23 protein-coding genes are annotated in these 23,337 nt (G+C 62.5%); 5 read left to right on the top strand and 18 right to left on the bottom strand.

Annotated features, from left to right (window positions below):
• Positions 1-4 precede the first annotated feature (4 nt).
• From imuA to J3P90_RS15950, 11 genes are all read right to left on the bottom strand, one after another.
• Entirely contained in the window at positions 5-628 is a 624-nt protein-coding gene (gene imuA / locus J3P90_RS15900; RefSeq protein WP_434650660.1) for a translesion DNA synthesis-associated protein ImuA, read from the bottom strand.
• Positions 628-1,245: a transcriptional repressor LexA gene (lexA, locus tag J3P90_RS15905; protein ID WP_420764511.1), complete on the bottom strand. Its 618-nt coding sequence runs from the start codon at positions 1,243-1,245 to the stop codon at positions 628-630. The genes imuA and lexA overlap by 1 nt, the downstream gene beginning before the upstream one ends.
• A 275-nt stretch (positions 1,246-1,520) precedes the next feature.
• Positions 1,521-1,793, bottom strand: a complete 273-nt coding sequence (locus tag J3P90_RS15910; protein WP_420764512.1) for a DUF971 domain-containing protein — start codon at positions 1,791-1,793, stop codon at positions 1,521-1,523.
• Positions 1,790-2,752 carry a HEAT repeat domain-containing protein gene (locus J3P90_RS15915; RefSeq protein WP_434675021.1) on the bottom strand — a complete coding sequence of 321 codons (963 nt, stop codon included), beginning with the start codon at positions 2,750-2,752 and terminating at the stop codon, positions 1,790-1,792. Before J3P90_RS15915 ends, J3P90_RS15910 begins: the two co-directional genes overlap by 4 nt.
• Complete coding sequence (locus J3P90_RS15920) at positions 2,749-3,597, bottom strand: ABC transporter ATP-binding protein (RefSeq protein WP_434675022.1); 849 nt, start codon at positions 3,595-3,597, stop codon at positions 2,749-2,751. The genes J3P90_RS15915 and J3P90_RS15920 overlap by 4 nt, the downstream gene beginning before the upstream one ends.
• Positions 3,597-4,379: an ABC transporter permease gene (locus tag J3P90_RS15925; RefSeq protein WP_420764515.1), complete on the bottom strand. Its 783-nt coding sequence runs from the start codon at positions 4,377-4,379 to the stop codon at positions 3,597-3,599. Before J3P90_RS15925 ends, J3P90_RS15920 begins: the two co-directional genes overlap by 1 nt.
• A gap of 129 nt (positions 4,380-4,508) precedes the next feature.
• Positions 4,509-5,915 carry an ABC transporter substrate-binding protein gene (locus J3P90_RS15930; protein ID WP_434675023.1) on the bottom strand — a complete coding sequence of 469 codons (1,407 nt, stop codon included), beginning with the start codon at positions 5,913-5,915 and terminating at the stop codon, positions 4,509-4,511.
• A gap of 251 nt (positions 5,916-6,166) precedes the next feature.
• Positions 6,167-6,412 (bottom strand): 4Fe-4S dicluster domain-containing protein, encoded by a 246-nt coding sequence (locus J3P90_RS15935; protein WP_434675024.1) that lies wholly within the window; start codon positions 6,410-6,412, stop codon positions 6,167-6,169.
• Between the two features lie 24 nt (positions 6,413-6,436).
• Complete coding sequence (locus J3P90_RS15940; protein WP_434675025.1) at positions 6,437-8,176, bottom strand: fumarate reductase/succinate dehydrogenase flavoprotein subunit; 1,740 nt, start codon at positions 8,174-8,176, stop codon at positions 6,437-6,439.
• Positions 8,173-8,925, bottom strand: coding sequence for a GntR family transcriptional regulator (locus J3P90_RS15945; RefSeq protein ID WP_420764518.1), 753 nt, complete (start codon positions 8,923-8,925; stop codon positions 8,173-8,175). The genes J3P90_RS15940 and J3P90_RS15945 overlap by 4 nt, the downstream gene beginning before the upstream one ends.
• A gap of 95 nt (positions 8,926-9,020) precedes the next feature.
• Complete coding sequence (locus tag J3P90_RS15950; protein ID WP_434610803.1) at positions 9,021-9,905, bottom strand: LysR family transcriptional regulator; 885 nt, start codon at positions 9,903-9,905, stop codon at positions 9,021-9,023.
• A gap of 129 nt (positions 9,906-10,034) precedes the next feature.
• Here J3P90_RS15950 and J3P90_RS15955 point away from each other — a divergent pair, with 129 nt between their 5' ends.
• Together J3P90_RS15955 and J3P90_RS15960 are read left to right on the top strand one after the other, a co-directional pair.
• Positions 10,035-11,678, top strand: coding sequence for a GMC family oxidoreductase (locus tag J3P90_RS15955; RefSeq protein ID WP_434675026.1), 1,644 nt, complete (start codon positions 10,035-10,037; stop codon positions 11,676-11,678).
• 206 nt (positions 11,679-11,884) lie between these two features.
• Positions 11,885-13,507, top strand: a complete 1,623-nt coding sequence (locus J3P90_RS15960; RefSeq protein ID WP_434650651.1) for an MFS transporter — start codon at positions 11,885-11,887, stop codon at positions 13,505-13,507.
• Positions 13,508-13,569: 62 nt separating this feature from the next.
• Here the strand turns inward: J3P90_RS15960 and J3P90_RS15965 are convergent, their stop codons facing one another.
• Positions 13,570-13,977: a response regulator gene (locus J3P90_RS15965; protein ID WP_420764522.1), complete on the bottom strand. Its 408-nt coding sequence runs from the start codon at positions 13,975-13,977 to the stop codon at positions 13,570-13,572.
• Between the two features lie 241 nt (positions 13,978-14,218).
• Here J3P90_RS15965 and J3P90_RS15970 point away from each other — a divergent pair, with 241 nt between their 5' ends.
• Together J3P90_RS15970 and J3P90_RS15975 are read left to right on the top strand one after the other, a co-directional pair.
• Complete coding sequence (locus J3P90_RS15970) at positions 14,219-16,162, top strand: DNA topoisomerase III (protein ID WP_434675027.1); 1,944 nt, start codon at positions 14,219-14,221, stop codon at positions 16,160-16,162.
• 543 nt (positions 16,163-16,705) lie between these two features.
• Positions 16,706-17,035, top strand: coding sequence for a hypothetical protein (locus tag J3P90_RS15975; protein ID WP_434563474.1), 330 nt, complete (start codon positions 16,706-16,708; stop codon positions 17,033-17,035).
• Between the two features lie 200 nt (positions 17,036-17,235).
• On the opposite strand, the gene glsB is transcribed toward J3P90_RS15975, so the two are convergent.
• The gene (gene glsB / locus J3P90_RS15980; RefSeq protein WP_420764525.1) at positions 17,236-18,144 is read right to left on the bottom strand and encodes a glutaminase B; all 909 of its coding nucleotides are present in this window, start codon (positions 18,142-18,144) and stop codon (positions 17,236-17,238) included.
• Between the two features lie 321 nt (positions 18,145-18,465).
• Between glsB and J3P90_RS15985 the strand changes: the two genes are divergently transcribed.
• A complete protein-coding gene (locus tag J3P90_RS15985; protein WP_420764526.1) occupies positions 18,466-18,660 on the top strand; it encodes a hypothetical protein in 195 nt (64 codons plus the stop codon).
• A 14-nt stretch (positions 18,661-18,674) separates the two neighbouring features.
• Here the strand turns inward: J3P90_RS15985 and J3P90_RS15990 are convergent, their stop codons facing one another.
• From J3P90_RS15990 to J3P90_RS16010, 5 genes are all read right to left on the bottom strand, one after another.
• A complete protein-coding gene (locus tag J3P90_RS15990) occupies positions 18,675-19,697 on the bottom strand; it encodes a hypothetical protein (protein ID WP_434675028.1) in 1,023 nt (340 codons plus the stop codon).
• An 84-nt stretch (positions 19,698-19,781) separates the two neighbouring features.
• Complete coding sequence (locus J3P90_RS15995; RefSeq protein WP_434675029.1) at positions 19,782-21,188, bottom strand: saccharopine dehydrogenase C-terminal domain-containing protein; 1,407 nt, start codon at positions 21,186-21,188, stop codon at positions 19,782-19,784.
• Positions 21,189-21,303: 115 nt separating this feature from the next.
• Positions 21,304-22,113, bottom strand: coding sequence for a DUF3618 domain-containing protein (locus J3P90_RS16000; protein WP_434675030.1), 810 nt, complete (start codon positions 22,111-22,113; stop codon positions 21,304-21,306).
• Positions 22,110-22,541, bottom strand: a complete 432-nt coding sequence (locus J3P90_RS16005; protein WP_420764529.1) for a phage holin family protein — start codon at positions 22,539-22,541, stop codon at positions 22,110-22,112. The genes J3P90_RS16000 and J3P90_RS16005 overlap by 4 nt, the downstream gene beginning before the upstream one ends.
• Complete coding sequence (locus J3P90_RS16010) at positions 22,541-23,194, bottom strand: hypothetical protein (RefSeq protein WP_434610786.1); 654 nt, start codon at positions 23,192-23,194, stop codon at positions 22,541-22,543. Before J3P90_RS16010 ends, J3P90_RS16005 begins: the two co-directional genes overlap by 1 nt.
• Between the last annotated feature and the right edge of the window lie 143 nt (positions 23,195-23,337).

Consider the following 23,337-nt stretch of genomic DNA (forward strand, 5'->3'; position numbering starts at 1 on the left):
AACCTCAATGCCCTGTTTGTGGGGGGAACGCAATCGGCGCCGAACGCGCCAGCCCGCCCCGGGACTTGAGCACCCGCAATTGTGCGGGCCGGGCATCGATGGCGATGCGCAGGGCCGCCGGGGACGGGTTGATGGCTTCCTGGATCGAGCGCCAGGCGAACGCCAGCGTCTGGCCGGTTTCCGCCGCGACCTGCAAACGGCGCAAGGCCCGGTCATCCGCCTGGCGCGGCCAGCACAACACCGCGCCGCAACTGCCCGAGCGCAGGCATTGCTCGGTGGCCCATAAGGCCTCCCGTGGATCGGCCTGGATGATCGACAACTGGCGCAAGTCCACCCCGGCGTTTCGCCAGGCCTGGGGATAGGGCACGAACGGCGGCGCCACCAACACGATCCGCTCCCCCGCCGCCGATAGCCGCGCCAGGGTCGGCCACACCAGTTGCAATTCGCCCACGCCCGGCGCGCCGATGAGAATTTCCGTCAACGCCGCTTCCGGCCAGCCACCACTGGGCAGTGCCGCATCCAGTACGGCGTGGCCGGTGGGCTGTGGACTGGCGGCCGGCGGCGCAGGCCGGCCCTTCCAGACCTGGCCGCCATTGAACAGCGTGTCCAGCGCAACGACGGCGCCCATCAGCCTTGTCTCACCAGGCCACAGAACACGCCTTCTATCGCCAGGTCCTGGTCGGCTTCGACGATGATCGGCTGATAGGCTGGGTTGCGTGGCAACAGGCGTACGCGCTCGCCGACTCGCTCAAAACGCTTGATGGTCACTTCACCGTCCAGGCGCGCCACGACAATCTGCCCGTTGGAAGCCTGGGGCGTGCGTTGCACACCCACCAGATCGCCATCGAGGATACCGTCCTCAATCATCGAATCGCCCTGGACCCGCAGCAGGTAGTCCGGCGCTTTGGTGAAGATCGCCGGGTCCAGCAACAGACGGCTGTGGACCTCGGCATCGGCACCGATCGGCAGGCCGGCGGCCACCCGTCCCAACACCGGCACATCCAACAGTTCGGGACGCGGCGGCTGGTTCAACAGCCGGATGCCCCGGGCCTGGTGCGGATTGACTTCGATGAAACCGGCTTCGGTGAGCGCCAGCACATGCTTGCGCGCCACGCTGCGAGAGGCGAAACCAAACGCCTCGCTGATTTCAGCGAGGCTGGGAGGCTGGCCCTGTTCGGCGATGCGTTCGCGGATAAAGGTCAGGATGGCGGTACGGCGGGGAGTGAGAGTCGTCATGGAGTACATTTGTACTCTTATGGGATTTTTCTTACAAGCGCCGCCAGTCAGTTCACGGGTTGACTGCGCAAAATCAAATTGACCGTGTTGAATGATTTAGGGGCTGCCGACGCAGCCGAGCAGGAGCAAGCTCCCTCGCCACGGGTTCACCCTATTGCTCAAGTAACCAGCGTATCCCTGTGGGAGCGAGCTTGCTCGCGATGGCGGTGGGTCAGCTTGCAAACAGGTTGAATATACTGACGTCATCGCGAGCAAGCTCGCTCCCACAAGGGATAGGCATAAAGCTACAGACCCGCCAGATAAGCCCAGGGAAAAATCCCCCGCTCGTGGCCATCGCTAAAGACCAACTGCACCCCATAACCCTGGCTATTGACCCCAACCACCCGGACCCGCGAATCAACCTGCACCGCCACGCCTTGCAGGCGAAACGCTCGACACCGCGAGCATGGGCATTGCCGGCGCAGCTCGGCATGGTCCAACTGTTGTTCGCGCCCATCAGGCCAACTCAGGCGCAACAGCCCCTTCTCCCGTGAATTGCCAATCGCCAGCGGGCTCATTGCAGTTGGCCCAAGGCAATGCGCACAGCCTTGCGTACCTCCGGATCGCCATCCTGCTGGGCGGCCTGCAACGCCGCAATGGCAGCAGGATCGTTCAACTCGCCCAAGGCCAGTGCTGCCTCCTTGCGCAGATTGCTGATGCGGTGGCCCAGGGTTTCGATCAATGCCGCCAGGGCCGGGGCGTAGCGCAAACGACCCAGGCTGCGGGTCGCCCGCAAGCGCACTTGCCAGTAGTCGTCCGCCAAGGCATCGATCAGGGCCGGGCCGGCATCGGCGTGACCGACCTTGCCCAGCGTTGTAGCGGCTTCTTCGCGAACCGCCCACGCCGGGTCCCGCAAGGCCTGGCGCAGGGCTGGCAACACTTGCTCATCCGAAGCCAGGCCAAGGGCACCGGTGGCCGCGCGGCGTACTTCGCTGTCCGGGTCATCACTGGCGAGCCGGGCCAAGGCTGGCAAGGCGCCGAGGTGCTTGAGCCAGCCCAGAACGCCAACCGCTTCGCGGCGCACGCCAGCATCGTCATCGGCCAGGGCGGCGATGGATGCTGGCGCGGCATCGCCCAGGCGCAACTCGCGCAAGGCCCGGAAGGCCGCGACGCGGACACCGGCGTCGGCATGTGTCGTCCAAGGCAGGATCACTCTTCCTGCCGCCTCGCTCTTGAGCAGGCTCAAGCTTTGGGCAGCAGCGGCCTGCACCGTCGGTGATCGATCGGTCAGGGCTTCGCACAAGCCTGCGACCACCGGCTCGTCCTCCCAGGCTTCGAGCAATCGCGCGGCTTCGGCGCGCACCTCGGCGCTGGGGTCACTGGCCAGGCGATCCACAAGCCACAACAGGCCTTCGGGCTCTTCAAGGTCGGCCAGTTCGATAAGGGCGATGCGGCGTACACCGGCGTCCTCGTCGGTAAGACGCGGTTGCAGGGCGAGAATGTCTTGGTTGTCGGTATTTTCAAATAGAGAGGTCATAGGGCAAATCGCGGCAAGGAGGTTTCAGGGGGCAACCCGAGAGGATTGAGGCGCGGCAATTGCTGCCCATCTTCATGACGCAGCAGCTCAAGGCAGTGGCGCTTCAATCGGGAGAATTCAGGGCTCGTCACCAGCTCAGTCGTGCGTGGCCGAGGAAAATCCAGGCGCAGATCCTCGATGATGCGACCCGGCCGTGGGCTCATCACCAGCAAGCGATCGGCCAGGAATAGCGCCTCGTCGATGTCGTGGGTGACGAACACAACGGTGGTGCGGATGCGCGTCCAGATGTCCAGCAACAACTCCTGCATGTTCAAGCGCGTCAGTGCATCCAGCGCGCCGAAGGGTTCATCCATCAGCAACAAGCGCGGGCGGTTCACCAGCACCCGTGCGATCTCCACTCGCTGCTGCATGCCACCGGAGAGCTGGTCCGGCCAGTGCCCGGCAAACCCCTCCAGGCCCACCGAGGCGAGCATCTCATCGGCGGCTCGTTGTCGTTCGACTTTGCCCAGGCCACGCATCTTCAGGCCAAAAGCAACGTTGTCGCGCACGCTGCGCCATGGAAACAAAGTGTGCTGCTGGAACACCATGCCGCGCTGAGGCGAGGGACCGGCCACCGGCACCGCGTCGACGTTCAGCGTACCGGTGCTCGGTTGCAGATGCCCGGCAAGGGCACCGAGCAAGGTCGATTTGCCGCAACCGGACGGCCCCAGGATGCAGACGAACTGGCCCGCCTCGATCTGGCAATCAAGCCCCTGCACCGCTTCGAAGGCCTGGGCACCCTGGCCCAGGACAATGGACAACTGGCGGATGTCGATCCGCCCTTCAGGCGTTTGCATTGCACGCATCAGGCTTTTCCTCGGGGCCGGTGCCAAGGCGTGAACAACCCGCCCAGGCGCTTGATCAACAAACTACTGCCCATCCCCAGCACGCCGATCAGCAACATGCCGACCACGATGTCGGGGTAGTTCTGCACGGTGTAGGACGCCCAGGTGTAGTAGCCGATGCCGTACTGGCCGGCGATCATTTCCGCCGTCACCAGGCAGAACCAGGACGTGCCCATGCCGATGGCGAGGCCAGTGATGATGCTCGGCGCGGCGCCCGGCAGAATCACTTCCAGCAGGATGGCCCGGCGTCCCGCCCCGAGGCTTTTCGCTGACGCGACCAGCCGCCGGTCCACCCCTTCGACGCCGTGCACGGTGTTGAGCAGGATCGGGAACAGGGCGCCGGTGAAGGTGATGAACACCATCGACAATTCCGACGACGGGAACATCAGAATCGCCAACGGAATCCAGGCCACCGCCGGGATCGGCCGCAGGACTTCCAGTGGCGGCAACAGCAAGTCTTCGGCCCATTTCGAACGACCGATGGCCACGCCCAGCGCCACGCCAATCAGCAGCGCCGCACCGTACCCGGCAAAGACCCGCCCCAGGCTGCTGCCCAGGTGCCGCGCAAGATTGCCCGATTCCCCCAGGCCAAGCGCGGCCTGGAGTACCGCCAATGGGGCCGGGACGTTGGCGAAGGTCACCAGGCCGAGGTCCCAATGACCGTCGGCGGCGAGCTGCCAGAACAGCAGGCAGAGCAGCAGTGAAGCGGCTCGCAGGAGCCAGCGTTTGGGTGATGGGTACACAAATCTTCCTCCGGAGTGGAATCCTTGTGGGAGCGAGCTTGCTCGCGATGGCGTCAGGTCAGTTGAAATCGAATTGGCTGACACACCGCTATCGCGAGCAAGCTCGCTCCCACAGGGGACGGTGTCAGGTCAACGGGCGGCGACCGCCTGGGTCGTCGCCTCGGTGAAATCCAAGACCTTGCCACCCTGGGCCGTGGCAAACTGCTCGGCCTGCCCTTTCAACAGGAACGCGCTGAGCTGGCCCTTGGCATCGCTGGCGAACCACGCCTGCTCGGCCAGCAGCTTGATCCCGCTGTCGCTGGCCTGGGCGTAGACGGCTCGGATACCCTTGCCTTCCTGCTTGAGGCTCGCCAGCGCGGTGAAGGCTGACTGCGCCGAGGCGTAATGGCGCACTTTCGGCTCGCCGCGTACCCAGATTTCGGCCACGTGGCGGGCATCGGTGATGGCCTGGCCGGTCGCAGTATCGGCGCTGCCCAGCGGGGTCTGAGCGTAGTTGGCCAGTTGCGCGGTGTAATCCAGGTTCGAAGCCTTGAAGGCGGCGCGGATGTACTGGTCATCGATGAAGGTGTTGAGGTCCAGCCCGCGATCGGCTTTCTTCAGCAGCTTAAGGGTGTCGATGGCGGTGCCCACGGCCTGGCGGTATTCCGGTTTCCAGGTCAGGTCGCGGGTCTGCACGCCCAGCGGCCCGTGGAACAGATAATTGACCTCGGCATCCACGCCGGTGACCTTGGCGATCAGCTCGCTGTACTTCTCAGGCTCGGCGGCCAGCAACTGGTTGGCTTCGATGGATGCACGCAGGTAGGCGACGACGATTTCCGGGTACTTCCTGGCATAGGCCTGGTCCACCAGGGCGCCATGGAATGTTGGCGTCTTGGCCTGGGCGCCATCGTAGATCTTGCGGGCAAAACCACGGCTGGGGAACAGTTCGGCGAACGGCACGAAATCAGCGTGGGCGTCGATCTTGCCGGCCTGCAACGCCGAGCCGGCGACCTCCGGTGGCTGGGCGATGATGTTCACATCCTTGAGTGGATCCCAGCCTTGGGCCGCGACGGCGCGCAGTAGCATGCCGTGGGCGGTGGAGGCAAAGGGCACGGAAATGGTCTTGCCCTTGAGCTCGGCCAGGGACTGAACGCCCGAGGCGCTCGGCACGACGATGCCATTGCCGCTGCCCTGGGTGCTGCCCGACAACACGCTGATGAACAGGCTGTGCTTGCCGGCGGTTTCGAACGCCACGCCATTGAAGGCGCCGGGGAAATCGGCCATGGCGCCGAAGTCGAGCTTGCCCGCCACCATCTCGTTGGTCAGTGGCGCGCCGCTGGTGAAGTTTTTCCACTGGATGTCGTATTGGGTATCCTTGTACGCGCCGTCGTGGGGCAGGTATTTGTCCAACAGGCCCAACTCCCGAATCAACAACCCACCGGCGGCGCAGTTGATGGTGGTGTCCTGGGTGCCGATGGCGATGCGGATGGTTTCTGCCTGGGCAGGCAGGGTCAATGAAGCCAGTACCAGACCGGCCAATGCTGCACGCAATAACATGGGTGTGTCCCCTCGAATCGTTTATGGGTATTTCGTCTCCGCCGCGATCAGGGCGCGGTGGGAAACGAGGGGTGTTGTGGGTTTAGCGTCCGGGGTGGCCGGATGGCGTTTTGTGGTGTCTGTGGTGGCCTCTTCGTCGGAACGCCGCCCGGAGCAGGCTCGCTCCCACAGGGTTTATCGGTGTACACAACTATCGCGAATGGCTTCAGTCCACTGTGGGAGCAAGCCTGCTCGCGATGGCGTCGTCGCAATCAGCGCAACAGATACGGAATCTCGACTTTCACCGCCCCCGTCGGGCAGTCTTTTTCACAGGGCATGCAATACCAGCACTCATCGAACGCCATGTGGGCCTTCTGCGTTGCCGGGTTGATCGCCAGCAAGTCCATGGGGCAGACATCGACGCAGACCGTGCAGCCTTTGTGGGCGATGCATTTGTCCTCGTCCACGGTGACGGGGGCGTTGGAGCGGAAGAAGATTTCCTGGGGTTGGTAGGCCATGGGCGTTCTCTTTGAGTGAAGGGTTCAAGCCGCGTCGGCACCGACCCGCAGCCGGTCATAGGCCTGCAGCTCGTCGGCATCGAGGGCGATGATGTAGGGCTCGACCGCCTTCTTGAAGGAAGTCATCTGGCCGTCCTCGCCTTTCTTCAGGTGGCAATGGCAGAACCAGTCGCTGTCGTTGCGCTGCGGGTGGTCGACCCGATAGTGGTACAGCCCCCAACGGCTTTCCGCGCGAAACAGCGAGGCGCGGGCGGCCATTTCGGCGCAGTCGCGGATGACGCTGACCTCCATGGCACGCATCAGCTCATGGGCGTTGTGAGCCTTGATCTGATCCAGGTCGCGCTGGATATCGCTGAAGCGTTGCAAGCCGATCTGCATTTTTTTCGTGACCTTCGGCGGCTGCAGGTAATCGTTGACGAAACGTCGCAGCTTGTATTCCACCTGGGCCGGCGGCAGGCCGTGCTCGCGCTCCAGTGGCGCGTAAACGCGCGTCCTCTCCCGTTCGATCTGCCTGACGTCCAGCACCGAGAAATCCTTCCCCGCCACAAAATCCGCGGCGTTGTTGCCGGCAAACCAGCCGTAGGTGAACGCACCGAGCATGTAGTTGTGCGGCACCGCCGCCATGTCACCCGCCGAGTACAACCCCTTGACCGAGGTTTGCGCCCGCTCGTTGACCCACACGCCCGAGGCTGAGTGACCGCTGCAAAAACCGATTTCGGAAATGTGCATCTCTACCATCTGCGTGCGGTAGTCGGTGCCACGGTTGGCGTGGAACTGGCCGCGACTGGGGCGTTCGTTGCTGTGCAGGATCTCTTCGATGTTCTGGATGGTCTCCTCGGCCAAGTGATCGAGCTTGAGGAACACCGGGCCATTGCCGCCTTCGAGTTCCTGGTGGAACTCCCACATCATTTGCCCGCTCCAGTAGTCGCATTCGATAAAGCGCTCGCCCTTGTTGTTGGCGGTGTAGCCGCCCAGGGGACCGGTGACGTAGGCGCACGCCGGGCCGTTGTAATCCTTGATCAACGGGTTGATCTGGAAGCATTCTAGGTTCGCCAGCTCGGCACCGGCGTGATAGGCCATGGCGTAGCCGTCGCCGGCATTGGTCGGGTTTTCATAGGTGCCCATCAGGTAGCCCGAGGCCGGCAACCCCAGGCGTCCCGCGGCGCCGCAGCAGAGGATGACCGCTTTGGCCTTGATCACATGGAAGTCGGCGGTGCGGCAATCGAAGCCCATCACACCGTTGACCGCCCCCGCTTGGTCAGTCAGCAAGCGCGTGCAGACCAGACGATTGGTGATGCTCACCCGCGCCCGCTTCAACTGCCGGTACAGGACTTTCTTGATGTCGTGCCCTTCCGGCATCGGCAGCACATAGGCGCCCATGTGGTGGACTTTTTTCACCGCGTAGTCGCCGGTTTCGTCCTTCTCGAACTTCACGCCCCAGCGATCCAGTTGCTCGATCGTTTCGAAGCTGTGCGTCGCATAGGCGTACACCGCCGCCTGGTTGACGATGCCGTCGTTGGCGATGGTGATTTCCTTGGTGTACTGCTCGGGCGTCGAATGGCCCGGGATAATTGCATTGTTCAAGCCGTCCATGCCCATGCTGATGGCGCCGCTGCGCTTGACGTTGGCCTTGTCCACCAGCAGGACGCGCAGGTTCCGGTTGCGTTCCTTGGCCTTGATCGCCGCCATGGGGCCGGCGGTACCACCACCGATGACGACGATGTCGTATTCCTGTTCGAGGGTATTCGTTGAGCGTTGGGTCATGCCTGCGTCCCTTTTTGCCGGTCGATCCGCAAGCGATACTGGAAAGCATCGCCGCGGTAGTAGAGGTATTCGAAATCCAGCGGTCGCCCATCGGCGCCATGGGTCAGGCGTTCGATGCGCATCACGGGCGACCCTGGCTCGACCTCCAGGGCTTGGCACAGCTCGCTGTCGGCCAGCACCGCATCGATGGCAAGGTCCGCGTGGCCGAGGGCCAGGCCGCAATCGTTTTCCAGAATCAGGAAAATGTCCCGTGTAACCAGATCGGCTTTTTCCAGGCGCTCGCCGAGGTCCTTGGGCAGGTAGGTAATCTCCAACGACACCGGTTCGCGGTTGATCAGCCGCACCCGTTTGATCTGCGCCACCACATCCCCCTCCGCAACCTTCAACCGCTCGGCCACCGGCTTGTCGGCAGGAATGAATTTGAAACTGCGAAGACGATTGATCACCTCGAAGCCGCGGCCGGTCATGGACTCGGCCAAGCCCTGGAGGGTGCTGACGTTCTGGAAGGTCTTGGGTTTCGCGACAAAGGTGCCTTTGCCATGGATCTTGAAAATCAGACCTTCCTTTTGCAGGTCCCCCAAGGCCTGGCGCACGGTGATTCGGCTGACGCGAAACAACGCACCCAGCTCGCTTTCCGAAGGCATCTGGCTGCCTTGGGGGTATTCACCGTCGAGAATGCGCGTGCGCAACAGGTCGCGCAGTTGCAGGTGCAGCGGCACGCTGCTGAGGGAAAGAACGTTGTCAGGCATGGCTTCAGTCACTTGTCATAACGAGTTATGACGTGATCTTAAGGAAACCTCCCGAGTCTTGAGAAATACCGTTTGGACATATCCTTAGAGTCGGCTCAGGGCAACAGCAGCCCCTGCTCCTGCTCGCACAGCTGCACCACGTAATCCCACAGCACCCGCAGCCGCACGGATTTATGCAGTTCGCGGCGGGTGCTGATCCAGTAGCTGCGACAGATGGTTTCGTCCGGGAGCAAGGGCACCAGCGTCGGGTCGCTGCCGGCCATGTAACACGGCAACACGGCGATGCCCAGGCCCGATCGCGCGGCTTGCTGCTGGGCGATGACGCTGGTGCTGTGGAACACCACCCGGGGCTTGCGGCAAAAACTGTTGAGGAACATGAGCTCCTGGCTGAACAACAGATCGTCGACGTAGCCGATCCAGGCGTGACGGCCTAGATCTTCGCGGCTGCGCAAGGGCGGCGAGCGATCCAGGTAGGCCTGGCTCGCATACAGCGCCAGGCTGTAGTCGGTGAGCTTGCGTGTCACCAGCAGGTCGGCCGCCGGTCGTTCGAGGTGGATACTGATTTCCGCCTCGCGGTTGAGAATGCTGACGAAGCGCGGCACCGCCACCAGTTCCACCTCAAGTCCCGGATAGCGCTGGAACAACCCCTCCATGCGACTGGCCAGGAACATGATGCCCAGCCCTTCCGTCACGCCCAACCGGATCTTGCCCAAGGGTGCGCTGGATTGGGTGATGTCCTCTTGGGCCAGCAACGCAACGTTTTCCATGGCCTCGGCATGCTTGAGCAGCGCCTCGCCCGCCGGGGTCAGTTCATAACCCTGGGCGTGCTGGACAAACAAAGCCGTGCCCAGGCTTTTTTCGATGGCCTCGATGTGCCGGGCCACGGTGGCATGGGTGGTGTTGAGCCGTCGCGCGGCCGTCAGCAAGCGGCCGCTGCGTTGCAGTTCCAGGAAGTAGCGCAAGTCATTCCAGTCGAACATGAGCCATCCTTGAAAACGCCTGAACCCGGGATTGTTTATAAACGCTCAGCAGGTGCGCAAAAACTAACATTCTTTTGACGAAAACTAACAACTACGATGAGCCAACAAGAACAATAAATGAGGTCGCGAATGCAACCTGTCGTCGATGAATACGATTACGTGATCGTGGGCGCCGGCCCTGCCGGGTGCTTGCTGGCCAATCGGCTGTCGGCCAACCCGCAACACCGGGTGCTGCTGCTCGAAGCCGGCGGGCGCGACAACTATCCGTGGATTCACATCCCGGTCGGCTACCTGTTCTGCATCGGTAATCCGCGCACCGACTGGTGCTTCAAGACCGAAGCGCAACCGGGCCTGCAGGGCCGCGCCCTGAGCTATCCGCGCGGCAAGGTGTTGGGCGGCTGCTCGTCCATCAACGGCATGATCTACATGCGTGGCCAGGCCGCGGACTACGATGGCTGGGCCGCCGAAGGCAACGCTGGCTGGTCCTGGAAGGACGTCCTGCCGTTGTTCAGGCAAAGCGAAAACCACTTCGCCGGAGACTCCGAACTTCACGGCGCGGCCGGCGAATGGCGCGTCGAGCGCCAGCGCCTGTCATGGCCGATCCTCGACGCCTTTCGCACCGCCGCCGAGCAGAGCGGCATCCCCAACGTCGAGGATTTCAATGGCGGCGACAACGAAGGCTGTGGCTATTTCCAGGTCAACCAGAAAGCCGGGATACGCTGGAACGCGGCCAAGGCTTTCCTCAAGCCGATACGCACTCGCCCCAACCTGACGGTCTTGACCGAAGTCGAAGTCGACCGCGTTTTATTGCGCGATGACCGCGCCCACGCTGTCAGCGCTCGCTGGCAAGGCAAGGCCATGAGCTTCAAGGCTCGCAAGGAAATCGTCCTGTGCGCCGGGGCCGTCGGTTCGCCGGGCATCCTGCAGCGCTCCGGGATCGGCCCGCGCAGCTTGCTGCAACGCTTGGGCATTGGCGTGGCGCACGAGTTGCCGGGCGTGGGCGGCAACTTGCAGGACCATCTGCAACTGCGGCTGATCTATCAACTGGAAAACGCCCGCACCCTGAACCAGATCGCCGGTACGTTGTGGGGCAAGATGGGCATGGGCCTGCGCTACCTGTATGACCGCAGCGGCCCGCTGTCCATGGCGCCCAGCCAACTCGGCGCCTTCGCCCGCTCGGGGCCGGAACAGACTTCGGCCAACCTCGAATACCATGTGCAGCCATTGTCTCTGGAACGCTTCGGCGAACCCTTGCACAGCTTCCCGGCATTCACCGCATCGGTATGTGACTTGCGCCCGATGAGCCGCGGCCGCGTGGACATCCGCTCAGCCGATCCAAGTGAAGCGCCGTTGATCCAACCCAACTACCTGAGCCACCCCGAAGACCTGCGGGTCGCGGCCGACGCGATCCGCCTGACCCGAAAAATCGTCGCCTCCCCGGCCCTCGGCGCCTTCAAACCAGTGGAATACCTGCCGGGACCCAGCCTGCAGACCGAAGAGGAACTGCACCAGGCCGCCGCCCGCATCGGCACGACGATCTTCCACCCGGTGGGCACCTGTCGCATGGGCCAGGACGGCGACGCCGTGGTGGATGCGCAACTGCGCGTGCACGGCATCAAGGGCCTGCGCATCGCCGACGCCTCGATCATGCCGCGCATCATTTCGGGAAACACTTGCTCGCCGACGTTGATGATCGCCGAGAAGGCAGCGCGGATGATCCTCGAACCCATCACCGTCAGCATCACAAGCCAAAAGGAGCCGGCCACAGTCTGAAAAACATTGGAGATCCCTGTGGGAGCGAGCCTGCTCGCGATGACGGTGTATCAGCTAACGTTCATGTCGACCACCACACCGCTATCGCGAGCAGGCTCGCTCCCACAAGGAAAACATTTGGATCAAGAAAGTGTGTCACATCAGGAGACGCCCCCACCCGGCGTCGCAGTGGAACAACAAAAACAATCACTGTGAGGGATACCGCTATGTCTGAACATGTTCAGCCCCTGGAAGCCACGCGCAGCGCCGGCACCAGCCAGGAAACCCAGAAAGTCATCTTTGCCTCGTCCCTCGGGACGGTGTTCGAGTGGTACGACTTTTTCCTCTACGGCGCCCTTGCGGCGGTCATCAGCAAACAGTTCTTCGCCGGAGTGAATGACACCACGGCGTTCATTTTCGCGCTGATGGCCTTCGCCGCCGGCTTCATCGTGCGGCCGTTCGGTGCGCTGGTGTTCGGGCGGCTGGGGGACATGATCGGGCGCAAATACACCTTCCTCGCGACCATCGTCCTCATGGGCCTGGCCACGTTCTGCGTCGGCCTGCTCCCCAACTACGCCAGCATCGGCATCGCCGCGCCGGTCATCCTGGTGGTGCTGCGTATGCTCCAGGGCCTGGCCCTGGGTGGTGAATACGGCGGCGCGGCGACCTATGTCGCCGAGCATGCGCCGATGGGCAAGCGTGGGTTCCACACCAGCTGGATTCAGTCCACCGCAACATTGGGGCTGTTGCTGTCGCTGCTGGTGGTACTGGGTTGCCGCTACTTCACCGGCGATCAGTTCGAAGTCTGGGGCTGGCGCATTCCGTTCCTGCTGTCGATCCTGCTGCTGGGCATTTCCACCTGGATCCGCCTGAGCCTGCACGAGTCGCCGGCCTTCCTGAAAATGAAAGAAGAAGGCAAGTGCTGCAAGGCGCCGATTCGCGAATCGTTCGGCAAATGGGAAAACCTGAAAGTGGTGCTGATCGCCCTGTTCAGTATCAACGCCGGGCAAGCGGTCACCTTCTATGCAGCGCAATTCTACGTGCTGTTTTTCCTTACCCAGTTCCTCAAGATGGACCCGGCCCTCGCCAACAGCCTGCTGATCGTCAGCGTGGTGATCGGCGCGCCGTTCTTTATCTTCTTTGGCTGGCTGTCGGACAAGGTCGGGCGCAAACCGGTGCTGATGATCGGCCTGCTGTTGGCGACGGCGCTGTACTTCCCGATCTTCAAGACGCTCGCCCATTACGCCAACCCCGCCATCGACCTGGCGAGCCGTCAGGCGCCGATCACGGTAGTCGCCGACCCGGCCACGTGTACCTTCCAGTTCGACCCGGTGGGCAAGGCCCGTTTCGACAGCCCTTGCGACAAGGTCAAGACCTTCCTGGTCAAGCAAGGCCTGCCCTACAGCAGCGTCGCGGCACCGGCCGGCAGCACCGTGCAGGTCAGCGTCGGAGACGTGAAGCTCGAAGGTTACGACGAAGCCGCCCTGCGTGGCGCGGTGACCCTGGCCGGCTACCCGCAACAAGCCGACGCCCAACAGATCAATCGGCCGATGATCGTGGCCCTGATCGTCGCGCTGATCATCATTTCGGCGATGTGCTACGGCCCGTTGGCGGCCCTGATGGTCGAACTGTTCCCAACCCGGATCCGCTATACGTCCATGTCCTTGCCCTACCACATCGGCAATGGCTGGTTCGGCGGTTTCCTGCCCACGGTGTCGTTCGCCCTAGTGGTTTATACCGGGGACATTTTCTACGGGCTGTGGTACCCGGTCGTGATTACGGGGGTGAGCCTGGTAGTGGGGATGATCTGTCTGCGGGAAACGCGCAACGTGGACCTGGACACCAACTGAGCACTCATTGGACCCTTTGTGCCGAGGGGATCCATCCCCTCGCCACGGATGCTGTCGTCAGCTCAGTGTACCGAGTGGCTCTTGACCGTGCTCTCCACCAGATCCAGCATCTGCCCCAGCGCCCATGGCTTGGCGATGAACGAGGCCTGGTGCTTGATCCCGGCGCTTTCCGGGGTTTCGAAGCCCGACATGATCAGCAGCGGTATCTGCGGCCAACGATCCCCGGTCAGGTTGGCCAGGTCGGCCCCGTCCATTTCGCCGGGCATGGTGATGTCGGTGAGTAACAGGTCCACGTAATCGGCGCTTTCCTCCAGAAATGTCAGCGCCGAATCGGCGCTTTCCCTGGGCTCGACGACAAATCCTTCGTCCTCCAGGATCTCGCAGAGGAATTCCAGGATGGTCGGATCATCCTCGACGACGAGAATCAAACGTGTGCTCGCCTGTCCGTTGCCCTTCGGCATCGAATTCATGAAGTGACTCTCCTTGATTCCATTAACATGCTTTGCGGTTTGAGCCGCTCTGAAAGTTATGAGCGATGCCCTTGCGATAAATTCATTCTGCTTGCCCATCCAGTCGCCGGGCTGTCTTGCCAAGGGGGTCGTTGCAACGCAGCGCAATGTTTTATCTGTATATCCATACAGATAAAGCTTGCCCCGTCGCCAATCCCTGACCATGCTAGCGCCCCATGAAACCTGCTTAGGAAGAGGCGCGATGCGGCTGTACCTGTGTGAAAAACCGTCCCAGGCCAAGGACATCGCCGCGGTGCTGGGCGCCACCCGGCGCGGCGATGGCTGCTGGCTGGGCGCGAACGTCACGGTGACCTGGTGCATCGGCCATCTATTGGAGACCGCGCCGCCCGACGCCTACGATGCCCGCTACAAGCGCTGGGTGCTGGCCGACCTGCCCATCGTGCCGGCGCAATGGAAGATGACCGTCAAGCCGAAAACCGCCAGCCAGTACAAAGCGGTCAAGCGCCTGTTGGGTGAAGCAAAGGAACTGGTCATCGCCACCGATGCCGACCGCGAGGGCGAAATGATCGCTCGGGAGCTGGTGGAGCATTGCCGCTATCGCGGACCTATCCAGCGCCTCTGGCTATCGGCCCTGGACGAAGCCTCGATCCGCAAGGCCCTCGCCGCCCTCAGGCCGGGAGCGGAAACCTTCAACCTGTATCACTCGGCACTGGGTCGCTCCCGGGCCGACTGGCTGATCGGCATGAACATGAGCCGCCTGTTCACGCTGCTGGGGCGCCAGTCCGGTTATCAAGGCGTCCTGCCGGTGGGCCGCGTGCAGACACCGACCCTGCGACTGGTGGTGGATCGCGACCGCAGCATCGCCAACTTCGTACCGGTCGCCTACTGGGCCATCGACGTGCAACTGAGCCATGCCGGTACGGCGTTTGCCGCCCAGTGGCGCGCCGACCCGGATGCCTGCGACGATCAGGAGCGCTGCCTGAACCAGGCCCTGGCGCGCAATGCTGCCCAGGCCATGGGCAACGCCGCGACCGCGCGGGTGACCAAGGTTCGCACCGAACGCCTGCGCGAGGCCCCGCCGCTGCCGTTCGACCTCGGCACCTTGCAGGAAGTCTGCTCGAAGAAACTTGGACTCGGCGCCCAGGAAACCCTGGACATCGCCCAATCGCTCTACGAGACCTACAAGCTCATCACCTATCCCCGCAGCGATTGCGGTTTCCTGCCCTTGAGCCAGCACAGCGAAGCACCCGCGATCCTGGCCGCCCTCGCCCAGGCCGACCCGGCCCTTGCCCCGCTGCACGATCACCTGCAGCCGCAGCGCAAGTCCCGGGCCTGGAACGACGCCAAGGTCAGCGCACACCACGGAATCATTCCCACGGCGGCGGCGAAGAACCTCGACAAGCTCGCCGCAAAGCAACGGGCCGTCTATACGCTCATTCGCGCACGTTACCTGGCGCAATTCCTGCCCAATCATGAATACGACCGGACCCAGGCCGACTTCGATTGCGCTGGGCAAGACCTGCGCGCGGTGGGCAAGCAGATCGTCGAACTCGGCTGGAAACGCGCCCTGCCCGAAGCATTGGCGCCCGCACGAGGTCGCGAAGCCCCCACGCCGCAAACCTTGCCGCCACTGGCCGAGGGCCGCGATTGCAAGGTCGACGCGGTGACGCCAAAGGACCTGTGGACCCAGCCGCCCAAGCCCTTCACCGAAGGCGACCTGATCAAGGCGATGAAAAACGTCGCCAAGCTGGTGGAGGATCCGCTGCTCAAACAGAAGCTCAAGGACACCACCGGCATCGGCACCGAGGCGACCCGTGCATCGATCATCCAGGGCCTGCTCGACCGTGGTTACCTGGTGAAAAACGGCAAGGCCTTGTCGGCTACCCCAGCCGCCTTCAGCCTGATCGACGCCGTGCCTCGGGCGATCGCTGACCCCGGCACCACCGCCATCTGGGAACAGGCGCTGGACATGGTGCAAAGCGGCGAGATGAGCCTAGAGGAATTCGTCACCCGGCAGGCCGCCTGGATGAGCAAGCACGTCGCCCGCTGCCAGGGGATGAGCTTGACCATCAGCGGCCCGGCCAGCCCCGCCGGGCGAGGCGCCACGCCGTGGAAGAACAAGCGCAAGCCGGCCAAGCGCAAGGCTGGGGGCGCGCCGCGCAAAACCAAGGCCAAGGCCACCTGACTGTCAGATGAGATCCCTTGCCACAGGTAATGACTCGCGGCCTTTTTTCATACCCAAACCATTTTGTCCGACAATATGTAGTGACCGAAAATAATCACTACAAAACCGTTGACGCCTCCGATTTGCCCTTGCATGATGCAGACGTCTCCCCGATCGGGAGTACAGGCAAATGTTTGAGCAAGCTCGTCTGACCGCCGAGCTGTTTTTTTGGATAAGGGACTGCCCACAAGGCAGATTGAAGGTGCTGACCTGGCATGACCGTCCGGTGACAAGGACGAGAAACGCTGGCGAATCAATCCTCATGACGCATGGGCTCGACCCTCGAAAGTCGACACTGGCCTGAAGATTCTTCGCTGTTTCTCTTCGTTGTAGCGCATTTGCGTAGCAGCCCTTCGATTAACACTACACAACCGATGCACGACCCCGCAGAAGTCCGGCGGACGAATGCTGACGGCCTGATTTCGGTATCAGGCAGGCACTTACCGAACAGCGAAGTTTTGCGAACCACCAGACAGATCAACCAAATGGTCAAGGGGCTTACACATGAATCTGAATAATCAACCATCTATTGATGAACTGGCTCGCATGTTCGCAGCACACAAGGACAGCCTGGACAGCCATATCCTGTGGATCAGCAAGACCGGCCAGGTCCATATGGACTGCCTCTCGCCTTTCACCCAGGAAGACGAATTCGAGAAGAGCCAGGCAGACTTGTGTGCGCGGCTGAAGATGTACCGCCGTGGCCAAGGCTACGTGGGCAAGAAGGCCGCAGCCGACAAGGACTTCATGGGCCGCGTGCTGCAAACGCTGACCCAAACCTGGCAATCGGTGCAGGACACTGCCGAGGTCCGGGTCGTCGACCGCCTCTGCTGATATCACACATAAAAAAGGGCCCGCTCCTGACTCAGGAGCGGGCCCTTTTTTTGGCCCCGAGGGTCTGTATGAAATGTGTTCGCGCGAAGGCCAGACAAGGCGAAACGGGGCGAGGAAGCGCAGTGTACTGGAGTACATGAGCATTCCGAGCCCCGTTTCAACGCAGTATGGGTGAGTGCGGATACATTTCGTACAGAGCCTTAGAACACCGACCAGCCAATCCTTTGGCTGAGCAATTCCAGCGCCGCCATGCCGGCCAGCGAGTTGCCAGCCGCGTTGAGCTCCGGCGACCAGACGCACACGGTGAACTGTCCTGGCACCACCGCGACGATCCCGCCGCCGACGCCGCTCTTGCCCGGCAGGCCGACACGGTAGGCGAAATTGCCCGCCTCGTCGTACAGGCCGCTGGTGGCCATGATGGAATTGACTTGCTGGGTCTGGCGAGCGCTGAGAATCTGCTCGCCGCTGTGCTTGCAGAAACCGTCGTTGGCCAGGAAGCAGAACGCCCGGGCCAGGTCGATGCAGTTCATTCGCAGCGCGCAGTGGCTGAAATAACTGCGCAGCACCGCTTCCACGTCGTTATGGAAGTTGCCGAACGATTGCATCAGGTAGGCCATCGCCGCGTTGCGGGCACGGTGCTGGTACTCCGACTCGGCGACCTTGCCGTCGACCAGTATCTGGGGGTTACCCGACAGCCGCCGTACAAAATCACGCATCGACAGCGCCGGAGCGGCGAAGCGTGACTGGTTGATGTCACAGATTACCAACGCGCCGGCGTTGATGAACGGGTTGCGCGGACGGCCGCGTTCGAACTCCAGTTGCACCAGGGAGTTGAAGGGCTGGCCGGAGGGCTCATGGCCCAAGCGTTCCCAGATGGCCTCCCCGGAATGCTCGATGGCCTGAACCAGGCTGAATACCTTGGAGATACTCTGCACCGAGAACGCTGTCTCGGCGTCGCCCGCGCAATATATCTCGCCATCATTGCTGTACACGGCAATGCCCAACTGATTGGCCGCCACGGTGCCGAGGGCGGGGATGTAGTCGGCCACCTTGCCCTGGCCGATCAGGGGACGAACCGTATCGAGGATCTCGTTCAACAGTGCTTGCATGTGCGCAGGGGTCCGATCATTCCCCATTCGAGTGCGGGGATACAGACGCTAGACGCCGACGGGGAGGTTCAGAGCACACTGGCTCGATCCAAAAAACGTGGCGAGGGAGCTTACTCCCGCTGGTCTGTGCTACAGCCCCATTGCTGGTCGCCGCAACCGGACAGACCGAGCGATGGAATGAGGGGCCGCTGCGCGGCCCAGCGGGGGCAAGCCTCCTCGCCACAAAAACAGCGTCCGGCCATGACTTTCTAAAAGTTGCGGGGGCGCTAGTCGCAAGATCCAACGGTCTATAGTCAAGGATCAACCGGCAGGAGGTAAACGATGCGCCAGATCATGCAAAAAGAACCCTGGTGGGCCGCGCCGCCCCAGCCTGGGCAGGATGAAAACGAACTGGAATGGGGCTGGCTGGTGATCTACAGCGAAGGCGAGCCGCGCTTCGAATTTATCAAGGAGCGTCCCACGGACGAACAGATCCGCCATCGCAAGGGCTGTCGCGTCACTCTGGGGTCTGACTAGGGAACAGACACCGGTCATGGAACAATGGCGCGCAGTTCCACCGGCCGATCGGCAAGGTCCGCTTCCACCAGGTTGCCATCGATTTCCCCGGCCAGGTAATACACCGCAGCCATCACCCCGCTGAGGGGATGCTTGAGAGATTTGAACCAGGCTTCGTCGAACGCGGCACTCAGGCTCTTGCGGATGTGCCCTTCCATTTCTTCCCGTTCGCCCTCGTGGATCATCGCTCGGATGCCCGCCACGCCCACTGAAATCAGCGCCCCGGCCGCCTTTCCGGCCATGGCCGCCGCCGCACCGGCCGCCCCTCGGGTGGCGAATTGGGCCTCGATCTTTTCGCTGGTGCGTTGCGCCACCGTGGCGATCACCGCGTCCGACGGACCTGAACCGGTGTCTGCCGCCTTGTCGACATGATCGATCAACGCCGCGTAGGCCGGCAGTGTATTGAGCGGTTCGGTGTGGACCATTTCGTACAACGACGCATTGCGTGCCGCTGGCGGGCCCAGGTTGATGGCCGTGATGCTGTGCAGACGCCGGTTCATCACTTCGGGTGGGATGCGATGTCGCTGGGCGATCACCTGGATCTGCTGATTGAGCAGGCGCAAGTAATAACCCGTCGCATTGGCCCTGATTGCCTCGGGATCGATTTCCACCGCCACGGGTTCCAACACCTGCTCGCGATATTGCGCCTGCAAGTACACCGACAGCCGCTTGGCCGCCGAATCCGCCTCGCCCTCGGCGCTGGCCGAATACCAGCTGACTTTCAGGGCCAGCCATTCCTGGGTCCAGTAACTGCTGAACCAGGGGATGAACTCGGCCTCCGTGCGCTCGTAGACCAGCACCCGCCAATGCTCCATTGAGCCACGCGCATACAGCTGAGCCTGTTCAAGGGCGCTTTTCGACGCGACGATGATTTGTCGGTCAACCTGTCGCCACGTGTCCTGGGCAATCGCGACCGTGGCCACCGGCTGGCCGCGCTGAGACGTGGCGCACCCCGCCAGAACGAGCATCACGACCAGCATCAGCGAACGCAGCACCATTGCGCCACCCGGGCACCAAGGGTTCCAGGGATTTGAGTATAGGCGTTGGAATCGGGTCGGTTTCCGTGGAGAGGGTCGCAGCAGTTAGAACCGAGTGAAATGCGCGAACTGCCAGTCCTGCGCTGGGTCGTCCGCTGATGGATTGGGGCTGGCGCCACTCGGTGTCCAGTCAGTGCGCTGCCCGGCCAGTGTGCCTAGGTAAGGCCTGGCGATTTCCAGCACGCGCTCGTGATCCATCTGTTCGGGCTCGACGATGCCTCGGTCCGGATGCTCGACCGCCCAGACAACCCCCGACAGCACACCCGCCGCTACTTGCAGGCTGGTGGCGTTGTTGAACGGCACCAGCGCGCGGGCTTCGTCGATACTCAACAGCGAGCCGAACCAGTAGGCGTTAAGCTCATGTCCCATGAACAAAACGCCCAAGGCGTCTATGCCGCCGCTGTCGATTTCACCGTTGAGGATGCGCTGCCGGGTTTGTGCCTGCCAGCCTCGGCCGATCAGTTCGTGCACCGACAGCAAGGCATCGTTGCAGGGATGGTAGGCGTAATGAAGGGTGGGTCGATAAAGCAACTTGCGCTGATCCTTCAAGGTCAGCAGGTCGGCTGTCGAAGCGGTCTCATGGTGGGTGATCAGCATCCCCAGGCATGGGCCGCCCAGGGGCGTCCAGGTCTTTACCAGCACGCTGGCGCTCGGTCGCTCCAGATAGATCGCGTTCCGACTACCGAAACGGTGCCGCCGCGCGGATGGCGGCCAGACACGCTCATGGCTGCCCCAACCCAGCTCCGCTGGCTGGGTGCCCTCACTGATAAAGCCGTGGACCGACCAGGTGTTGACGAACTCATCGTCTTCCTTGAGACGCTGGGACCGTTGCGTATCGCGTTCGGCGAAATGAATGACCTTGATGCCCGTTTCCATGCATAACCGGGCCCAATCGACGCCCTGGCGATCCTCGGGCAGCGGATGGTTCAGCTGCATGGCCAATTCCACCAGGCCGGCCTTGAGCAGGTGGGTAATCAAGCCTGGGTTTGCCCCGTGGGCAATGATCGCCGTCGGGCCCCTGCCCAGTTTTTTGCGCAAATTCAGGGCTTGATAGCGCAACGCGTAATTGGTGCGCAACGCGTGGTCCAACTGCGGATCGGTGTAGCCCCCCGCCCATGGCTCGACGCAGGTGTCCAGGTAAAAAGCGCCTTTGTCGAAGGCATACGCAATGACTGCCAGGGAGCTGACTTCCACTGACAGGTTGACGATGAAGTCACCCGGCTCGACGAAGCGATCCAGGATTTGCGCGAAATCCGGCTCGGTCAATGCTTCGCGGACGAAATGGATGCCCCGCTCCTTGAACCAGATGTTCTGCTCGATGACCGGTGCGATAACAGTGATCTGCCGGACCTCGATGTGCTCCTGCCCCAGCAGCAAGGGCAAGGTGGCCCGGGCGATGGAGCCGAAGCCGATGAAGACCAGATGGCCGGTGAACGGGACCTGATGTTTCATGTGCTGCTTCCTTGAAGACGGTGTATTTCCCATGAAATAACCGAACGACGACCGAAGCTACTGTCAATGTTGACAGGTGCGGCGCGGCTCGACCCGCGCCGCGCCCTGTGTTCGCCTATGAAGTCCCCAGTCCACCGGACAGGTCCGCGCCTGAATGCACACGTCCGTTGGCCGGCTCGACGCCGGGTTCATCACGATGCTCGGTGGTCTTGCTTACCGTGTCACGCACCGTTTCATACCCCTCGCGCGCCTTTTGCTTGGCTTTGTCGGCCAGGTCGGCACTGGTCTTGCCCATCACTCGCTGTTCGGTGGTGGTACTGGGCAAGGCCGCTCCCAACATCGCGCCCAAGGCTATACCCGCCGCCGCCATCATCAACGGCTGCTCCTTGAGCAAGCGGCTGAACTGATCGCCCAGGTCGTGGGAGCCCTGGGTCATGCGCTCACCCGTTTCATGGGCGCTGCGCCGGGCTTGACGGGCACCGGAGCCCAAACCTTCGGCCAGATGCGAGGCCTTGTCCTTGAGATGGTGGAAACCCTCACGCAAGGAGTCGGTGGTGTCGTGCAGATGGTTCCGGGCACTGCCCACGCCACTGACGAGCCCCTCGGTCCAGCCGCCGGTGTCCTGGTCGGGTCCGACGCGATAGCCAACCCGAGGCGGGTGGTTCTGGCCGAGCATCAGCCAGCACAATCCAACCGTGGTCAGTACCGTCGGCACGGGGTTGTTGCGTACTGTGGTGCCCAGGTTGCCGAAGAACTCCGCGCCGTTGCCCTTCACCAGGCCCAAGGCTTGGTCGAGCATCTGGCCCGGGGTGAATTTGCTGCCCAGGGCATCGACGATATGGCTGATATGGGCACGCTGCTCGTCGATCTCGCGCTCGATGGCCTCCGGGCTCTTTTCCGATTCTGTTTTGAATTCATCCTTCATGAGGCTTTCCTCCGCAGGGCTTCCTGGTCTTTGTTCAAGGCGTCGAGCGTTCGGTCAGGCTTGAAATGGGACGGTTCGAATTGCTTCTTGCCGGACTGCACCATGACGAAACCGATGATCATCACCACGACGCCAACAATCAGCGCGGCCAACCAGGGCGCCATCATCGTGCTCAGGCCATACACCACGGCCATCAGCAAGATGATGAAGCCGGCCATCAGCACCATTGCGCCGCCCGCCACACCGGCGATACCGGCTTTCAAGGTGTTGAGGCTGGCCTGGAATTCCGCCTTGGCCAGGGCCAGTTCCTTGGTGAACAGTGAGGGCACCTCGTGGGTCAACTGCCGGAGCAGGCCCATGACCGAGGCATCGCTTTCGGGCGCCGGGGCCCCTGCGGGACGCTGGATATCCGGGTCTGGTCGATTCATCACAATTCTCCTCTGGTATTGGCCGAGCCCGGCAGCGAGCCGGTGGCTGAATCACTGGGATGGTCCTGCACGCTGGGTGAAGTCGGGGTAACGCCGGTGGCAAGGCCGCTGCTGCTTGTCGCGGCACCCGGACCGATAGGATCAGGTATCGGGTCGAAAGGCTGAGTGCCGGACCCTCCGGTCGGTGGCTCCGCCTGTTCGGCGGCAGGGTTGTCGACTTCGGTGGCGACCGGCGAGGTGCCGGCCTTGAGGAACCGCGACAGTCCGAAACCCACGGCAATACTGCCAGCGAGGAACAGGCCGGGGTTCTCTCGCGCCAGCCGCGAGCCATCGTGCAGCAGCTGCTCGGCGCTCTTGTTGCGCAGTTTGCTGGCCAGGCCGCTCATGTTATCGGCCATGTCCGCCAGGTAATGCGACAAGCCCAGCGTGTCGTTGGCTTCGAGTTCCGACATGGCCGACTTGGCGCTACGCGCCAATGCATCGATCTGGTCCGCCGCGGTATCGCGGTACTGGCCAAAATGCGCATCGGCCTGCTCTCGGGCGCTGCCGATGGCTTCGTTCACGTCATCCTTGATGTGGTTCAGGGGCTCTTCAGCTCGCCCCTGGCTTGCGGTGCCGCTTTGTCGCTCGGGGTTGTTGTCCGGGATAGTCATGTCTGTCCATCGCCTCCGTGATGAAAAACTCAACATCAGGCACTGCCTGGGCAGATGCCTGGATCAGTGCCTCTCAGAACAAGTGACGGGACGCATGGGAGCCGAGTTCCAACGAGTTTGAGGGTTGCACGCCGTGTGGTCGC

It is taken from the genome of Pseudomonas sp. D3-10, assembly GCF_051132175.1.
In the GTDB taxonomy this organism is placed as follows: domain Bacteria; phylum Pseudomonadota; class Gammaproteobacteria; order Pseudomonadales; family Pseudomonadaceae; genus Aquipseudomonas.

Excerpts from the sequence above, each read along its gene's own strand:
- J3P90_RS15920 (WP_434675022.1), bottom strand. The coding sequence starts at position 3,597 with ATGCGTGCAATGCAAACGCCTGAAGGGCGGATCGACATCCGCCAGTTG.
- J3P90_RS15940 (WP_434675025.1), bottom strand. The coding sequence starts at position 8,176 with ATGACCCAACGCTCAACGAATACCCTCGAACAGGAATACGACATCGTC.
- lexA (WP_420764511.1), bottom strand. The coding sequence starts at position 1,245 with ATGTACTCCATGACGACTCTCACTCCCCGCCGTACCGCCATCCTGACC.
- J3P90_RS15975 (WP_434563474.1), top strand. The coding sequence starts at position 16,706 with ATGAATCTGAATAATCAACCATCTATTGATGAACTGGCTCGCATGTTC.
- J3P90_RS15990 (WP_434675028.1), bottom strand. The coding sequence starts at position 19,697 with ATGGTGCTGCGTTCGCTGATGCTGGTCGTGATGCTCGTTCTGGCGGGG.
- J3P90_RS15955 (WP_434675026.1), top strand. The coding sequence starts at position 10,035 with ATGCAACCTGTCGTCGATGAATACGATTACGTGATCGTGGGCGCCGGC.
- J3P90_RS15910 (WP_420764512.1), bottom strand. The coding sequence starts at position 1,793 with ATGAGCCCGCTGGCGATTGGCAATTCACGGGAGAAGGGGCTGTTGCGC.
- J3P90_RS15945 (WP_420764518.1), bottom strand. The coding sequence starts at position 8,925 with ATGCCTGACAACGTTCTTTCCCTCAGCAGCGTGCCGCTGCACCTGCAA.
- J3P90_RS16010 (WP_434610786.1), bottom strand. The coding sequence starts at position 23,194 with ATGACTATCCCGGACAACAACCCCGAGCGACAAAGCGGCACCGCAAGC.
- J3P90_RS16005 (WP_420764529.1), bottom strand. The coding sequence starts at position 22,541 with ATGAATCGACCAGACCCGGATATCCAGCGTCCCGCAGGGGCCCCGGCG.
- J3P90_RS15995 (WP_434675029.1), bottom strand. The coding sequence starts at position 21,188 with ATGAAACATCAGGTCCCGTTCACCGGCCATCTGGTCTTCATCGGCTTC.
- J3P90_RS15960 (WP_434650651.1), top strand. The coding sequence starts at position 11,885 with ATGTCTGAACATGTTCAGCCCCTGGAAGCCACGCGCAGCGCCGGCACC.
- J3P90_RS15950 (WP_434610803.1), bottom strand. The coding sequence starts at position 9,905 with ATGTTCGACTGGAATGACTTGCGCTACTTCCTGGAACTGCAACGCAGC.
- imuA (WP_434650660.1), bottom strand. The coding sequence starts at position 628 with ATGGGCGCCGTCGTTGCGCTGGACACGCTGTTCAATGGCGGCCAGGTC.
- J3P90_RS15915 (WP_434675021.1), bottom strand. The coding sequence starts at position 2,752 with ATGACCTCTCTATTTGAAAATACCGACAACCAAGACATTCTCGCCCTG.
- J3P90_RS15970 (WP_434675027.1), top strand. The coding sequence starts at position 14,219 with ATGCGGCTGTACCTGTGTGAAAAACCGTCCCAGGCCAAGGACATCGCC.
- J3P90_RS15935 (WP_434675024.1), bottom strand. The coding sequence starts at position 6,412 with ATGGCCTACCAACCCCAGGAAATCTTCTTCCGCTCCAACGCCCCCGTC.
- glsB (WP_420764525.1), bottom strand. The coding sequence starts at position 18,144 with ATGCAAGCACTGTTGAACGAGATCCTCGATACGGTTCGTCCCCTGATC.
- J3P90_RS15930 (WP_434675023.1), bottom strand. The coding sequence starts at position 5,915 with ATGTTATTGCGTGCAGCATTGGCCGGTCTGGTACTGGCTTCATTGACC.
- J3P90_RS16000 (WP_434675030.1), bottom strand. The coding sequence starts at position 22,113 with ATGAAGGATGAATTCAAAACAGAATCGGAAAAGAGCCCGGAGGCCATC.
- J3P90_RS15985 (WP_420764526.1), top strand. The coding sequence starts at position 18,466 with ATGCGCCAGATCATGCAAAAAGAACCCTGGTGGGCCGCGCCGCCCCAG.
- J3P90_RS15965 (WP_420764522.1), bottom strand. The coding sequence starts at position 13,977 with ATGAATTCGATGCCGAAGGGCAACGGACAGGCGAGCACACGTTTGATT.